At 71.4% G+C, this 14,872-nt stretch carries 13 protein-coding genes; 9 read left to right on the forward strand and 4 right to left on the reverse strand.

The window, feature by feature from the left end:
• The first annotated feature begins 47 nt into the window (after positions 1 to 47).
• The 7 genes from urtA (at position 48) to ACZJYS_RS16285 (ending at position 7,188) form a co-directional block, all read left to right on the forward strand.
• Positions 48 to 1,295, forward strand: coding sequence for an urea ABC transporter substrate-binding protein (urtA, locus tag ACZJYS_RS16255; RefSeq protein WP_493179608.1), 1,248 nt, complete (start codon positions 48 to 50; stop codon positions 1,293 to 1,295).
• 88 nt (positions 1,296 to 1,383) lie between these two features.
• Positions 1,384 to 2,904: an urea ABC transporter permease subunit UrtB gene (urtB, locus tag ACZJYS_RS16260; RefSeq protein WP_493179609.1), complete on the forward strand. Its 1,521-nt coding sequence runs from the start codon at positions 1,384 to 1,386 to the stop codon at positions 2,902 to 2,904.
• Entirely contained in the window at positions 2,901 to 4,001 is a 1,101-nt protein-coding gene (urtC, locus tag ACZJYS_RS16265) for an urea ABC transporter permease subunit UrtC (RefSeq protein ID WP_379635479.1), read from the forward strand. Before urtB ends, urtC begins: the two co-directional genes overlap by 4 nt.
• The gene (urtD, locus tag ACZJYS_RS16270; protein WP_493179610.1) at positions 3,998 to 4,735 is read left to right on the forward strand and encodes an urea ABC transporter ATP-binding protein UrtD; all 738 of its coding nucleotides are present in this window, start codon (positions 3,998 to 4,000) and stop codon (positions 4,733 to 4,735) included. Before urtC ends, urtD begins: the two co-directional genes overlap by 4 nt.
• 3 nt (positions 4,736 to 4,738) lie before the next feature.
• Complete coding sequence (gene urtE / locus ACZJYS_RS16275; RefSeq protein WP_493179611.1) at positions 4,739 to 5,431, forward strand: urea ABC transporter ATP-binding subunit UrtE; 693 nt, start codon at positions 4,739 to 4,741, stop codon at positions 5,429 to 5,431.
• A gap of 168 nt (positions 5,432 to 5,599) precedes the next feature.
• Positions 5,600 to 6,268 carry a GntR family transcriptional regulator gene (locus tag ACZJYS_RS16280; protein ID WP_493179612.1) on the forward strand — a complete coding sequence of 223 codons (669 nt, stop codon included), beginning with the start codon at positions 5,600 to 5,602 and terminating at the stop codon, positions 6,266 to 6,268.
• The gene (locus tag ACZJYS_RS16285) at positions 6,265 to 7,188 is read left to right on the forward strand and encodes a dihydrodipicolinate synthase family protein (protein ID WP_493179613.1); all 924 of its coding nucleotides are present in this window, start codon (positions 6,265 to 6,267) and stop codon (positions 7,186 to 7,188) included. Before ACZJYS_RS16280 ends, ACZJYS_RS16285 begins: the two co-directional genes overlap by 4 nt.
• Before the next feature lie 72 nt (positions 7,189 to 7,260).
• Here ACZJYS_RS16285 and ACZJYS_RS16290 read toward each other — a convergent pair whose 3' ends face one another.
• On the reverse strand, positions 7,261 to 8,793 hold the full coding sequence (locus tag ACZJYS_RS16290) for a UxaA family hydrolase (RefSeq protein WP_493179614.1): 1,533 nt from the start codon (positions 8,791 to 8,793) through the stop codon (positions 7,261 to 7,263).
• Positions 8,794 to 8,908: 115 nt separating this feature from the next.
• On the opposite strand from ACZJYS_RS16290, the gene ACZJYS_RS16295 reads away from it, so the two are divergent.
• Complete coding sequence (locus tag ACZJYS_RS16295) at positions 8,909 to 9,910, forward strand: sialic acid TRAP transporter substrate-binding protein SiaP (protein WP_379651500.1); 1,002 nt, start codon at positions 8,909 to 8,911, stop codon at positions 9,908 to 9,910.
• A gap of 44 nt (positions 9,911 to 9,954) precedes the next feature.
• Here the strand turns inward: ACZJYS_RS16295 and ACZJYS_RS16300 are convergent, their stop codons facing one another.
• The 3 genes from ACZJYS_RS16300 to ACZJYS_RS16310 all read right to left on the reverse strand — a co-directional run bounded on the left by ACZJYS_RS16300 (position 9,955) and on the right by ACZJYS_RS16310 (position 12,370).
• Positions 9,955 to 10,593, reverse strand: a complete 639-nt coding sequence (locus ACZJYS_RS16300; RefSeq protein ID WP_493179615.1) for a redoxin domain-containing protein — start codon at positions 10,591 to 10,593, stop codon at positions 9,955 to 9,957.
• A 42-nt stretch (positions 10,594 to 10,635) separates the two neighbouring features.
• Positions 10,636 to 11,466 carry a protein-disulfide reductase DsbD domain-containing protein gene (locus ACZJYS_RS16305; protein ID WP_493179616.1) on the reverse strand — a complete coding sequence of 277 codons (831 nt, stop codon included), beginning with the start codon at positions 11,464 to 11,466 and terminating at the stop codon, positions 10,636 to 10,638.
• A gap of 73 nt (positions 11,467 to 11,539) precedes the next feature.
• Positions 11,540 to 12,370 carry an isocitrate lyase/PEP mutase family protein gene (locus tag ACZJYS_RS16310; RefSeq protein WP_493179617.1) on the reverse strand — a complete coding sequence of 277 codons (831 nt, stop codon included), beginning with the start codon at positions 12,368 to 12,370 and terminating at the stop codon, positions 11,540 to 11,542.
• 139 nt (positions 12,371 to 12,509) lie between these two features.
• Between ACZJYS_RS16310 and hrpB the strand changes: the two genes are divergently transcribed.
• Positions 12,510 to 14,872, forward strand: a 2,363-nt coding sequence (gene hrpB, locus ACZJYS_RS16315) for an ATP-dependent helicase HrpB (protein ID WP_493179618.1), incomplete at its 3' end; no start/stop codon positions are given.

Here is a 14,872-nt window from a genome sequence, read left to right on the forward strand (position 1 = left end):
GCGCCCACACGCCAGGCGGCTCCCCGCCGCCCGCAGGAGAGCGACCGATGATCCACCGGACCCCCTTCTCTCGCCGCGCCCTGCTGGCCGGCGCCGCCGGCACGCTGGCGCTGCCGGCCCTCCGCCCCGCCCTCGCCCAGGGCAGCGGGCCGATCAAGGTGGGGGTGCTGCACTCCCTCTCCGGCACCATGGCGATCAGCGAGACGGCGCTGCGCGACACGGTGCTGATGATGGTGGAGGACATCAACGCCAAGGGCGGGCTGCTCGGCCGCAAGGTCGAGGCGGTGGTGGTGGACCCCGCCTCCAACTGGCCGCTCTTCGCCGAGAAGGCGCGCGAGCTGCTGCAGGTGCACAAGGTGGATGTCACCTTCGGCTGCTGGACCTCGGTCTCCCGCAAGTCGGTGCTGCCGGTGTTCGAGGAGCTGAACGGCCTGCTCTTCTACCCCGTGCAGTATGAGGGCGAGGAGCAGTCGAAGAACGTCTTCTACACCGGCGCCGCGCCGAACCAGCAGGCGATCCCGGCCGTCGAATACCTGATGAGCGACGATGGCGGCGCCGCCCGCCGCATCGCGCTGCTCGGCACCGACTACGTCTATCCGCGCACCACCAACCGCATCCTGCGCGCCTACCTGAACTCGAAGGGCATCGCGGATGCGGACATCATGGAAGAATACACGCCCTTCGGGCATTCCGACTGGCAGGGCATCGTCAGCCGCGTGAAGGCCTTCGCCAACCAGGGCAAGAAGACGGCGATCGTCTCCACCATCAATGGCGACGCCAACGTGCCGTTCTACCGCGAGCTGGGCAACCAGGGCATCAAGGCCGAGGACATCCCCTCCGTCGCCTTCTCGGTGGGTGAGGAGGAGCTGGCCGGCATCGACACCAAGCCGCTGGTCGGCCACCTGGCCGCCTGGAACTACTTCATGAGCGTCGAGAGCCCGGTGAACACGGCGTTCAAGGCGATGTGGGCCAGCTACATCAAGAACCCGAAGCGCGTCACCAACGACCCCATGGAGGCCACCTACACCGGCTTCCGGATGTGGAGCCAGGCCGTGACCAAGGCCGGCACCACCGCGGTCGATGCCGTGCGCGGCGCCATGTACGGCCAGAAGGTGGAGGCTCCCTGCGGCTACACCGAGGAGATGTTCGACAACCACCATTTGTCGAAGCCGGTGATGATTGGCGAGATCATGGAGAACGGCCAGTTCAACGTCGTCTACAAGACGCCGACGGCGATCAAGGCCGAGAACTGGTCGCCCTTCATTCCCGAGAACGCCAACCGCCGCAAGGGCTGAGCCCCCCTCCTGACTGACAGACAAAAGATTGGGGGGTGCGGGGGGAAATTCCTTTCCCCCCGTCTTTTCTTTGCCGCGAGGGAAACCGATGCTGCGATCACTCCTGGTCCTGCTGTTGCTGCTGGCCTCGCCCGCCCGCGCGCAGGACGCCTTCACCGATGCGCTGAGGGGCCTCGGCGGCAATTTCCAGTCCCAGGCCGAGGCGGTGGAGAAGCTCGGCGCGCTGGGCGACCCGCGCGCCCTGCCGCTGCTCCAGGCGCTGGCCGAGGGCCGCCTGGCGAAGACCGCCGATGGCACCGTGCAACTCCGCGAGGGCGATGCCGGCGAGCCGGTGCGCATCAACAACCGGGTGCGCGTGGCGCTGCGCGGCGCGCTGGGCCGGCTGCAACTGCTCTCGCCCGTGGAGGCGGAGCGCGCCGCCGCGGCGGACGGCCTGTTCCGCAGCCGCAGCCCCGAGAACATCCCGCTGCTGGAGGATGCGCTGGGGCGTGAATCCTCGCCCGCCGTGCGGGAGCGGATGGCGCTGGCGCTGGCCGCCTCGCGCCTTGCCGCGCCGCAGGAGGGGGTGAAGCGGCAGGGCATCCTGGTCCTGGCCGAGGGTGGCTCGGCCGTGGCGCGCGGCCTGCTGCTGGAGGCGCGTGCCGCCCATCCGGCCCTGGCGCCCGAGATCGATGCCGCCATCGCCGCCATCGACCGGCGGCTGATGCTGAAGACCGCGGCCGAGACCGCCTTCCAGGGCCTCTCGCTCGGCTCCGTGCTGCTGCTGGCGGCGCTGGGCCTCGCCGTCACCTTCGGGGTGATGGGCGTCATCAACATGGCGCATGGCGAGATGGTGATGCTCGGCGCCTACACCACGGTGATGGTGCAGGAGGCGCTGCGCGGCATCCCGGCGCTGGCGCCGCTCTCCCTGCCGCTCTCGGTGCCGGCCGCCTTCCTGGTGACGGCGGCGGTGGGCGTGGCGCTGGAGCGCGGGCTGATCCGCCATCTCTACGGCCGCCCGCTGGAGACGCTGCTGATGACCTTCGGCGTCGGCATGATCATCCAGCAGGCGGTGCGGCTGATCTTCGGCGCGCAGAACCGCGAGGTGCTGAGCCCCGCCTGGATGCAGGGCACGCTGAGCCTGCCCGGCGGCATCGAGATCACGCAGAACCGGCTCTGGATCATCCTCTTCGCGCTTGCCGTGCTGGGCATCACCATCGCCGCCATCCGCTTCACCCGCTTCGGGCTGGAGATGCGGGCGGTGGTGCAGAACCGGCGCATCGCCGCCACCATGGGCATCCGCACGGGCCGGGTGGACGCGATGACCTTCGCCTTCGGCTCCGGCATCGCCGGCATGGCGGGGGTGGCGGTGAGCCAGATCGACAATGTCTCGCCCAATCTCGGCACCGGCTACATCATCGACAGCTTCATGGTGGTGGTGTTCGGCGGCGTCGGTTCCCTCGCCGGCACCATGATCGGCGCCTTCACCCTGGGCATCGTCAACAAGATGCTGGAGCCCTGGGCTGGCGCGGTGCTGGCCAAGATCGCCGTGCTGGTCGGCATCATGCTGTTCATCCAGCGGCGGCCGAAGGGGCTGTTCGCGCTGAAGGGAAGGGCGGCCGAGCCATGAGCGCCACCATCTCCATGGGCCAGCGCCTGCGCCCCGGTTCCGCGACCATCCTGCGCGGCATCCTGCTCGCCGGGCTGGCCATCCTGGCCATGCTGCCGGTGCTGAACCGGCTGCCTCCCGAATCCGCGCTCTATGTCTCGGATTTCGTCGTCTCCGTCTCCGGCAAGTGGATCTGCTACGCCATCCTGGCGCTCGCGATCGATCTCGCCTGGGGCTATGCCGGCATCCTCTCCCTCGGGCATGGCGCGTTCTTCGCGCTCGGCGGCTACGCCATCGGCATGCACCTGATGCGGATGATCGGGCCGCGCGGCGTCTATGGCCACCCGGTGCTGCCGGATTTCATGGTGTTCCTCGGCTATACCGAACTGCCCTGGACCTGGTGGGGGTTTTCGAGCTTTCCCTTCGCCTTCGCCATGGCGCTCGTCGTGCCGGGGCTGCTGGCGGGGGTGGTGGGCTACCTCGCCTTCCGCAGCCGCATCACCGGCGTCTATCTCAGCATCATCACCCAGGCGATGACCTACGCGCTGATGCTGGCCTTCTTCCGCAACGACATGGGCTTCGGCGGCAACAACGGCTTCACCGACTTCAAGGAGCTGCTGGGCATGCCGCTGAACACCAGCGGCGCCCGCGCCCTGCTGTTCTACGCCGCGCTGATCGCGCTCGGCGGGGCGCTGCTGCTCTGCGCGCATCTCACACGCTCCAAGCTCGGCCGCGTGCTGGTGGCGGTGCGCGACGCCGAGAGCCGTGTGCGCTTCCTGGGCTACGACACGGTGCGGGTGAAGCTCACCGTCTTCGTCCTCTCCGCCATGCTGGCGGGGCTGGCGGGGGCGCTCTACACGCCGCTCGTCGGCATCATCAATCCCGGCGAGTTCAGCCCGGGCAACTCGATCGAGGCGGTGGTGTGGGTGGCCGTCGGCGGGCGCGGCACGCTGGTGGGGGCGCTGGTCGGCGCCTTCTCGGTGAACGCCATCAAGACCTGGCTCACCTCCTTCGCGCCCGACCTCTGGCTGTTCGTCCTCGGCGGGCTGTTCGTGGCGGTGACGCTGTTCCTGCCGCGCGGCATCGTCGGCCTGCTGCACAGGGGAGACGGCAAGTGAAGGGCGCGCGCCTCTATCTCGACGGCGTCTCGGTCGTGTTCGACGGCTTCCGGGCGCTGAACAACCTTTCCCTCATCGTCGAGCCGGGGGAGTTGCGGGCCATCATCGGCCCCAACGGCGCGGGCAAGACGACGATGATGGACATCATCACCGGCAAGACCCGCCCCACCGCCGGCACCGTCACCTTCGGCGAGCGCGACCTGACGAAGCTGGACGAGGCGACCATCGCCAATCTTGGCATCGGCCGGAAATTCCAGAAGCCCACGGTGTTCGACGCGCTGACGGTGTTCGAGAACCTCGAACTCGCGCTGAAGGCGCCGCGCGACCCGTGGTCCTGCCTGCGCTGGGTGCTGGGCCAGGAGGCCCGCAAGAAGATCGAGGCGACACTCGAGGAAATCGGCCTGGCCGAGCGGGCGCAGGACCGCGCCGCCATCCTCTCGCACGGCCAGCGGCAATGGCTGGAGATCGGCATGCTGCTGATGCAGGAGCCGCAACTGCTGCTGGTGGACGAGCCGGTGGCCGGCATGACCGACCAGGAGACCGAGCACACCGCCGCCTTGCTGCGCCGCATCGCCGGCAGCCGCAGCGTGGTGGTGGTGGAGCACGACCTCGAATTCGTCCGCGCGCTGGGCGAGAAGGTCACCGTGCTGTGCGAGGGATCGGTGCTGTCGGAGGGCAGCATCGACCACGTGCAGAACGACCCGCGCGTCATCGAAGTCTATCTGGGGCGCTGAACGATGCTGCGTGTCGAGAACATCGATCTCTTCTACGGCGCCAGCCGGGCGCTGCGCGGCGTTTCCCTCGGTGCCGATCCTGGCTCCATCACCTGCGTGCTGGGGCGCAACGGGGTCGGCAAGTCCTCGCTGATGCGCGCCATCGTCGGGCTGGAGCGAATCAAGGGTGGGCGGATCGTCTGGGAGGGGAAGGATGTCTCCGCCCTCTCCGCCGCCGACCGGGCGCGGGCCGGCATCGGCTATGTGCCACAGGGGCGGGAGATCTTCCCGTTCCTCACCGTGCGGGAGAACCTGGAAACCGCGCTGGCCGCCGCGCCGCGCGGCGCCAAGGTGCCGGACGACATCTTCGAGCTGTTCCCGATCCTGAAGCAGTTCCTGCGGCGACGGGGGGGCGATCTCTCGGGTGGGCAGCAACAGCAGCTCGCCATTGCCCGCGCGCTCACCGCCCGGCCCCGCCTGCTGATCCTGGACGAGCCGACCGAGGGCATCCAGCCCAATGTCATCAAGGACATCGCCCGCGTCATCAGCATGCTGGCGCGCAGCCGCAACATGGCGGTGGTGCTGGTGGAGCAATATTACGAGTTCGCCCGCGAGCTGGGGGACCAGCTCGCCATCATGGTGCGGGGGGAGGTGGCGCTCTCGGGCCTCTCCGGCTCGTTGGAGGAGGAGGCGGTGCGGCGGTTGCTGACGGTGTAAGTTCTTCTTTTTCTGAAGAAAAAGAAGCAAAAAGACTTTTCGAGTTTGGCGTCCGCTTCTCCACCAGCGCCACGCCAACTGACAAAAGTTTTTTGGTTCTTTTTTCCAAAAAAGAACCTCTCCCTTCTCCGGCTTCCCCCGCAACTGAAACATGCTATAGCAGTTGCCGTGCAAACCCTCCCGCTTTCCGCCGACGATCTGGCCTCGCTCGCCACCCGCGTCTATGTGCGGCTGCGCGACGCCATCGCCGAGGGGCGACTGGCGGCGGGAGAGCGCCTTTCCGAGCGCGGCCTGGCCGAGAGCTTCGGCGTCTCGCCTGCGCCGGTGCGGGACGCGCTGCACCGCTTGGAGGCGGAGGGGCTGGTCACCACCCTGCCGCGACGCGGCAGCTTCGTGGCCGATCTCGGGCCGCGGAAGCTGCGCCAGATGGGGCGGCTGCGCGCCGCGCTGGAGGGCGTCGCCGCCGGCTTCGCCGCCGAGCAGGCGACGCCTGACCAGGCCGCGGCCCTGCGCCGCCACCTGCACGCGGTGCGCGACGCCACGGAGGCCGGCGATCTCGCCGCCCTGGCCGCCGCGAACGATGCGCTGCACGCCGCCATCCTCGCCATCGCCGACCATGCCGTGCTGGCGCGCCACCTGGAGGCGCTGCGCGGCTACGACCATGTCACGCGCCGCCGCATCCTCGCGGCCGCGCCGGAGGAACCGCGCCGGGCCTTGCGCGAGCACGCCGGCATCGTCTCCGCCATAAGGCGGGGGGATGCCGCGCGCGCCGAGGCGCGGATGCGGGCGCACACGCTGCGCTCGCTCAGCCAGATCGTGGAGGACACCAAGCCATGACCACCCCCGTTTCCGACCGCGTGCGGAAGGCCCTCTCGGGCATCTCCGGCATCCTCGTCACGCCCTACGATGCCGAGGGCAATCCGGCGCCGGAGAAGCTGCGCCCGATCATCGCGCGCTGCGCCGCGGCGGGCGTCGATGGCCTCACCGTCAACGGCAACACCAGCGAGTTCTACAGCCTCTCCTTCGCCGAGGCGGAGCGGATGCAGGCCGAGGTGCCGGCGCTGGTCGAGGGGCGCGCGCTGGTCATCGCCGGCATCGGCCGCAGCGTGGTGGAGGCGGAGCGGCTGGCCCGCCGCGCGCCCAAGGACGGCGCCGACGCCATCATGATCCACCAGACGCCGGACCCCTTCGTCGCCCCGCGCGGCGTGGTGGAGTATGTGCGCCGCATGGCCGATGCCTCCGGTCTGCCGGTGGTGCTCTACCTCCGCAACGATGGCATCGGGCTGAAGTCCATCGAGGAACTCTGCCGCATCCCGGGCGTGGCCGGCGTGAAGTGGGCGACGCCGAACGTGATGACGCTGGCGCACGCCATGCGCATCGTGGGCGACCAGGTGAACTTCATCTGCGGCCTGGCCGAGCCCTGGGCGCCGCCGATGACGGCGCTCGGTGCGCGCGGCTTCACCTCCGGCCTGATCAACGTGGCGCCGGAGCGGTCCGTGACGATCCGCAATGCGCTGGCGCGGGGCGACTTCGCCACGGCCAATGCCGAGATCGCCGCCATTGCCGGCTTCGAGGCGCTGCGCTCCGAGGAGCAGAACGGGACCAATGTTTCCGTCGTCAAGGAAGCGCTGAATCTCACGGGGCACGATGTCGGCCCGGCGCGCCCGCCGGCCGCGTGGCCGCTGGCGCCGGAGTCCCACGCCCGCCTGCGCGCCCTGCTGACGGAATGGGGCGTGCTCAAGGCTGTCGCCGCGTAAACGGATGTGGGGGTCCGGGGGAACTCAGTTCCCCCGGCGGGGCGAGGGGCAGCGCCCCTCCCTTTTCTTGTCTTACATCGTCGCCCCGATCGGCCATGGCGCGAATTCCGCGCCGCCGAAATCGTAGTTCTCGCTCTTGGTCCGCTCGCCCGAGGCCACGCGCAGGATGAGCTGGAAGATGCGCTCGCCGCACTCCTCGACGCTCTCGCGCCCGGAGAGGATGGTGCCGCAGTTCACGTCCATATCCTCCTCCATCCGCTCATACATGGCCGAGTTGGTGGCGAGCTTGATGGAGGGTGCCGGCTTGCAGCCGAAGACGCTGCCGCGCCCGGTGGTGAAGCACACCATGTTGGCGCCGCCCGCCACCTGGCCGGTGGCGGCCACCGGGTCGTAGCCCGGCGTGTCCATGAAGACGAAGCCCTTCTCCGTCACCGGCTCCGCATAGTCATAGACGGCGGTGAGGTTGCTGGTGCCGGCCTTGGCCATGGCGCCGAGCGACTTCTCCAGGATGGTGGTCAGCCCCCCCGCCTTGTTGCCGGGGGAGGGGTTGCTGTTCAGCTCCGCCTGGCCGCGCGCCGCGTAGTCCTCCCACCAGCGCATCAGCCCCACCAGCTTCTCGCCCACCTCGCGCGAGGTGGCGCGGCGGGTCAGCAGGTGCTCGGCGCCGTAGGTCTCGGGCGTCTCGGAGAGGATGACGGTGCCGCCGTGCCGCACCAGCAGGTCCGAGGCATGGCCCAGCGCCGGGTTGGCGGTGATGCCGGAATAGCCGTCCGAGCCGCCGCATTGCAGGGCGATGGTGAGGTGGCTGGCCGGCACCTCCTGGCGGTGCACCTGGTTGGCCTCGGCCAGCACCTCGCGCACGAAGGCGATGCCGGCCTCCACGGTCTTGCGGGTGCCGCCCATGGACTGGATGTCCATGTTGCGGAGCCGCCCGGCCAAGTTCTGCTCCTCCAGCAGCCCCGAGATCTGGTTGACCTCGCAGCCGAGGCCGATGGCGATGACGTGGCTGAAGTTCACGTGCCGCGCATAGCCCGCGAGCGTGCGGCGCAGGATGCGCAAGCCCTCATTGTCGCCCATGCCGCAGCCGGTCTTGTGGGTGAGCGCCACCACGCCGTCCACGTTGGGGAACTCGGCCAGCGGGTCGCTGCCGGTGAAGGGGTTGCGCTTGAAGGCGTCGGCGATCAGCGAGGCGACATGGGCCGAGCAGTTCACGCTGGTGACGATGCCGATGTAGTTGCGCGTTGCCACCCGCCCGTCGGGGCGGAGGATGCCCATGAAGCGGGCGGGCTCGGGCACGTAGAGGGTGGGCTTCGCATCCACGCCCCAGGCATAGTCCTTGTCGAACTCGCCCATGCCGCAGTTCTGGGTGTGCACCCACTCGCCGGGCGCGATGGGCTGGGTGGCAAAGCCGATGATCTGCCCGTAGCGCTTCACCGCCTCGCCCGGGGCGTGCGGGCGCAGCGCCACCTTGTGCCCGGGCGGGATGCGCGCGCGGGTGACGACGTTCGGCCCCACCGGGGTCCCCTCCGGCGCGGCGCGGCGGGCGATCAGCACGCTGTCCTCGGGGTGCAGGCGGATGAAGGGCGTGTCGGCCACGGTGTCCATGTGCGTTTTCCTCCAGGGGGAGGACAGTCTAGCGCAGACGACAGGCTTGCGAAGCTTTTGTGCCGCAAGGCATAATGTCATCATACAACAAAGCCGGAGCGCCTGGAGGCGCCCGATGGGGGATGGAATGATCCGTGGCTTCCTGGCGGCCGCCACCATGGCCGCCTGCGCGCTGTTCGGCGGCACCGCCGAGGCGCAGCAGCGCCTGCGCTGGGCGCATGTCTACGAGACGGGCGAGGCCTACCACACCGAGGCGCTGTGGGCCGCCCAGCAGATCAAGGAGCGGACGCAGAACCGCTGGAACATCGAGGTGTTCGCGGCCAGCGCGCTGGGCAACGAGCCCACCATCAACCAGGGCCTCTCGCTCGGCACGGTGGACATCATCTACACCGGCGTGGCCTTCGCCGGTGCCACCTACAAGCCCATTGCCATCAGCAACGCGCCCTACATCTTCCGCGATTACGGCCATTTCGCCGCCTACCGGCAGAGCGAGCTGCTGCGCGACCTGATGGCGGGCTACGACAAGCAGACCGGCCACCGCTCCGTGGCGCTCACCTACTACGGCGCCCGCCACCTGACGGCCAACCGCGCCATCACGAAGCCCGAGGATGCGCGGGGCATGAAGCTGCGCGTGCCGCAGGCGCCGCTGTTCCTGATGTTCACCCGCTCGATCGGCGCCAACGCCACGCCGATCGCCTTCGCCGAGGTGTATCTCGCCCTGCAGCAGGGCACGGTGGACGGGCAGGAGAACCCGCTGCCCACCATCCAGGCCAAGAAGTTCTACGAGGTGCAGAGCCACATCATGCTCTCCGGCCACATCACCGAGAGCATCCTGACCATCGTCGGCCGCGCCACCTGGAACCGGCTGAACGAGGCGGACCGCAAGGTGTTCGAGGAGGTGCTGCGCGAGGCGGCGACGCGCGCCAGCAAGCAGATCCGCGACGCCGAGCTGAGCCTGCCGGACTGGTTCCGCCAGCAGGGCAAGACCGTGCTGGAGCCGGACCGTGCCGCCTTCCGCGCCGCCGCCATGCCGCTGCACAACGACCAGGCCGCGGGCGCGGGCTGGACGAAGGAGCAGTATGACCGGCTGCAGGCCATCGCCTCGGCCACCAACTGAGAGGAGGGCCGGGGAGCGGGACTCCTCCCCGGCCTTCGCTGCCCTCAGGCGCCCGGCGCGTACTTGATGGCGCAGCCGTAGTTGCGCGTCACCGCCCGCTCCACCGGCCGGCCGTCGGCGACGGCCAGCATGGCGTTCCGCGCCAGCGGCTCGGCCTTCGGCACGTCCTCGGCGCGGTTGGAGGCGATGCTGTCGATGCCGCCCATGTAGCGCAGCAGCCCCTCGCCATCGATGACGTACATGTGGGGCGTGGTGGTGGCGCCATAGGCGCGGGCCATGCGGCTCTCGGGGTCGAGCAGCACGGCGGCGGGGGCGGCGCCGCGCTCCGTGGTCAGCCTCCGCGCGCCGGCGCCATCCACATGCCCCTGCTCGCCGGGCGGGGAGGAGATGACGGACAGCCAGACCAGCCCACGCTCGGCGGCCTGCTTCTGCAGGGCCTGCATGTTGTTGCTGCCATAGTGCTTCCGCACGAAGGGGCAGTCATGGTTGGTCCATTCCAGCACTACCACCTTGCCGCGGAAGTCGGCGAGGCGGCGCATCGTGCCGTCCTGGTCGGGGGCAGCAAAGTCGGGGGCGGGGGCGCCGATGACAGGCGCGGCCTGCGCCAGCCGGGGCAGGGCCGGCATCAGCACGGCGCCGAGCGGGATGGCGAGGGTGGCGCGGCGGGACAGGAACTTGGCCATGGTCGGTCACTCCATCGTCGAGAGGGGGCGTCGGGAGCCCGGTCAGCCCGGAGGCAGCGCCTCCAGCACCAGGGATTCGGTGAGGATCTGCGGCAGCAGCGCGGGCTCGCCGCCGCCGGGCGGGTAGACGAGGTAGAGCGGCACGCCCTCCCGCCCGAAGCGGCGCAGCACGGCGGCGATGGCGGGGCCGCCATCGGTCCAATCGCCCTTGAGGTAGGCGACGCCGCGCCGGGCGAAGGCGTCGCGCACCGCCTCCGAGTGCAGGGCGACGCGCTCGTTCACCTTGCAGGTGATGCACCAGGCGGCGGTCATGTTGACGAAGACGGGGCGGCCCTCGGCGGCGCGGAAATCGGCGGCCAGGGCGGGGTCGGGGCGCGGCGCGGCCTCCACCGGCAGGTCGAGGCGGAACACGCCCTCCTCCGGGATGCACACCTTCTCGCAGACCAGCCAGCTCGCCTGCGCCTCGATGGTGAAGACATCGCCCGGCCGCAGCGTGGCGGGCGGCGTCACCGTCAGCGGCAGCAGCACCGCGTTCTCGTAGCCGTAGTTCACCAGCGGGCCGAAGGGGATGCGCTCCGGCGCCGGCCATTCGAAGCCGGTGGCGCTGGCGCCCTCGGGCAGGGTGAAGGCGATCTCGGGCGGCGTGCCGGCATCGCCCGGATTGCGCCAGTAGGTGTGCCAGCCCGGCGCCAGCACCTGCCTCAGCCCGAGGCGGAAGGGCTGGCCCGGCGCCACCGCGTCCAGCGAGGAGGCCAGGGTCATGCGCGCGCGCTCGGAGCGCGTGGGCGTGCTCTCCAGCGCCCGGGCCTCCGGCGCCAGGGCGGGCAGGGCCAGGGAGAGCAGGGCCAGCAACGGGGGCAGGGCGCGCAACATGAAGGGAATGAAACCTTTTCGCGGTGCCGAAGGAAAGGGCGTCGCGGTAACGAAACGTGTCGCGCCGCGCCGCTCAGCCCTCGCGCGGCTGCATATAGGCCTCCACCTCCGCCCCTGTCAGGGCGCCAGCCGCGAAGCCGAAGCTGCCCTGGTCGCGGATCTCCACCGCCGCGCGGTGCAGCGCGCCGAGCGCCGCGCGGGCCAGCGCGCCGCCGAGGCTGATGCGCCGCACCCCCGCCGCGGCCAGCTCCGCCACGGTGAAGGGGCGGCCCACCAGCCCCATCACCACATTCACCGGGAAGCCCTCCAGCGCCTCGCAGACGGCGCGGATCTGCGACAGCTCGCGCAGGCCGGGGGCATAGAGCACCTCCGCCCCGGCGGCGGCGAAGGCCTGCAACCGGGCTATGGTGTCGTCCAGATCCGGGCGGCCATGCAGGAAGTTCTCCGCCCGCGCCGTCAGCACGAAGGGCAGGGCGCGCGCCACCTCGGCGGCGGCGGCGATGCGCTCGACGGCGTGGCGGAATTCATAGACCGGATTCGCTAGGTCGCCGGTGGCGTCCTCGATCGAGCCGCCCGCGAGCCCGGCCTCCGCCGCCGCCCGCAGGGTGCGGGCGCAATCGTCCGGGGCGTGGCCGAAGCCGTTCTCCAGGTCGGCCGAGACCGGCAGGGTGGTGGCCGCGACGATGGCGCGGGCATTGGCCAGCGTTTCCGCCAGCCCCGCCGCGCCATCCCGCCGGCCGAGGGAGAAGGCCAGGCCGGCGCTGGTGGTCGCCAGGGCCGGGAAGCCGAGGCCGGCCAGCAGCCGGGCGCTGCCGGCATCCCACGGGTTGGGCATGACGAAGGCGCCGGGCTGCGCGTGCAGCGCGCGGAAGCGGGCGACCTTGTCCTCGCGGGTCGGGTGCATGGGGTCGTTCCTCCGGTGGAGCGGTTATTGTTCTGGTAATGTTCTATCGGCGTCAAGCGGGGAAAGCTGGAGTCTCCGTCGGTATCCAGGGCAAGGCCCCAACTGGCCGCCACCCGCCGCCTTGCGCTACAGGCAGGGCATGGATGCCCTGCCCGAGCTGCCCGTCTCCGAAGCCCTGCCGCGTTTGCTGGACGCGCTGCGCGCGGGCCCTAACGCCGTGCTGGTGGCCCCCCCCGGCGCCGGCAAGACCACGCTGGTGCCCCTGGCGCTCCGCCACGAGCCCTGGGCGAACGGACAGAAGATCGTGGTGCTGGAGCCGCGCCGCGTCGCCGCCCGCGCCGCCGCACGCCGCATGGCGGAGCTGCTGGGCGAGCCGCTGGGGCAGACGGTGGGCCTCGCCACGCGGCTGGAGCGCGCCGTCTCCGCCGCCACACGCATCGAGGTGGTGACGGAGGGGCTGCTGGTGCGCCGGCTGCAGACCGATCCCGGGCTGGAGGGCACGGCGGCGGTGCTGTTCGACGAGGCGCATGAGCGCAACCTCGACACCGACCTGGCGCTGGCCCTCTGCCTCGACCTGCAGCGCGGGCTGCGGCCGGAGCTGCGGCTGCTGGCCATGTCCGCCACCATCGAGGCCGAGGGGTTTTCCCGGCTGCTCGGCGGCGCGCCGGTCATCGAGAGCCTAGGGCGGGCCTACCCCGTGGTGGTGCATCACCGCCCGCGCGACCTGAAGGAGCCGCGCGACCTGCCCGAGGCGATGGCCGCCGCCATCCGCGCCGCCCTGGTGGAGCATCCGGGCGACGTGCTGGCCTTCCTGCCCGGCTGGGGCGAGATCCGCCGCACCGCCGAGCGGCTGGGCGGCGTGAAGGCCGAGGTGCTGCCGCTGCACGGCGAGTTGCCCCCCGCCGAGCAGGACCGCGCCCTCAACCCCTCGCCGAACCGCAAGGTGGTGCTGGCCACCTCCATCGCCGAGACCTCGCTGACCGTGCCGGGGGTGCGGATCGTGGTGGATGGGGGCTTCCGCCGGGCGCCGCGCCTCGACCCGGCCACCGGCCTGGCGCGGCTGGCCACGCTGCGCATCTCCCGCGCCGCCGCTGAGCAGCGCGCGGGCCGCGCGGGGCGCACCGAGCCGGGCGTCGCCATCCGCCTCTGGACGGAGGCGCTGCACCGCGGCCTGCCGCAATCCGACCGGCCGGAGATCCTGGAGAGCGAGCTCTCCGGCCTGGCGCTGGACTGCGCCGCCTGGGGCAGCGATCCGGCGGAGATGGCCTTCCTCGACCCGCCGCCGGCTGGCATGCTCGCCGCCGCCCGCGCCCTGCTGCGCGACCTCGATGCGCTGGACGGGCAGGGGCGCATCACCGCCATGGGCCGGCGCATGGCCCGTCTCGGCACCCACCCCCGCCTTGCCCGCATGATGGCCGAGGCGGCGGACGAGGCGGAGGCGGCGCTGGCCGCCGAGCTCGCCGCCCTGCTGGAGGAGCGCGACCCGATCCGCGGCCGCGAGGCGCCCTCCGACATCCAGCTGCGGCTCGACCTGCTGCACGGCGCCGACGACCCGAACGCCGACCGCGCCGCGCTGGGCCGCATCCGCCGCACGATCACGCTGCACCGGCGGCGCCTCGGCGTGCGGGGTGGCACGGAGGCGGCGGGCGATGCCGGGCTGCTGCTGGCCGCTGGCTTCCCCGACCGAATCGCGGCGAAGCGTGGCAGCATGGATGGCGCCTTCCGCCTCGCCTCGGGACAGGGCGCCCGCCTGCCGGCGACCGACCGGCTGGGCAAGGCGCCGCTGCTGGCGGTGGCCGACCTGGAGCTGGCCGGCACCGAGGCGCGCATCCGCATGGCCGCGCCGCTGACCCGCGAGGCCCTGGAGCAGAAATTCCCGGAGCGGCTGGTGCGGGAGGAGGGCGCCGCCTTCGACGCCCGCGCCGGCGCGGTGGTGGCGCGGCGCCGCCTGCGCCTCGGCCCGCTGGTGCTGGAGGAGAGCACCCTGCCGCATGCCGACCCGGCGGCGCTGGCCGCGGCGCTGGCCGAGGCCGCCGCCGCCCGCGCCTTCCGCGACCTCGACTGGACCGAGGCCGCCCGCCAGACCCGCGCCCGCATCGGCCTGATGCACGGGCTGGAGCCGGCGGAGTGGCCGGATGTCTCGGATGCCGCGCTCGCCGCCACGGCAGGCGAATGGCTCGCCCCCTGGCTCTCCGGCCTGACGCGGCTGACCCAGCTCAAGGCGCTGGACGCGGTGGCGATGCTGCGCGCCCTGCTGCCGCATGCCCGGCAAAAGGCGCTGGATGCCGCGCTGCCGCCGCGCCTCGCCTTGCCGAATGGCCGCGCCGCCCCCATCGACTATACGGGAGAGGTGCCGCGGCTGGAGGCGCGGGCGCAATGGCTGTTCGGTCTGTCCACATTGCCGCCGCTGGCCGGCGGGCGAATCCCGTTGCAGGTGGCGCTGCTCTCGCCCGCCGGGCGCCCGGTCGCCGTCACGGCCGACCTGCCGGGCTTCTGGCGCGG

The sequence above is a fragment of the Roseomonas sp. TS2 genome, assembly GCF_058833935.1.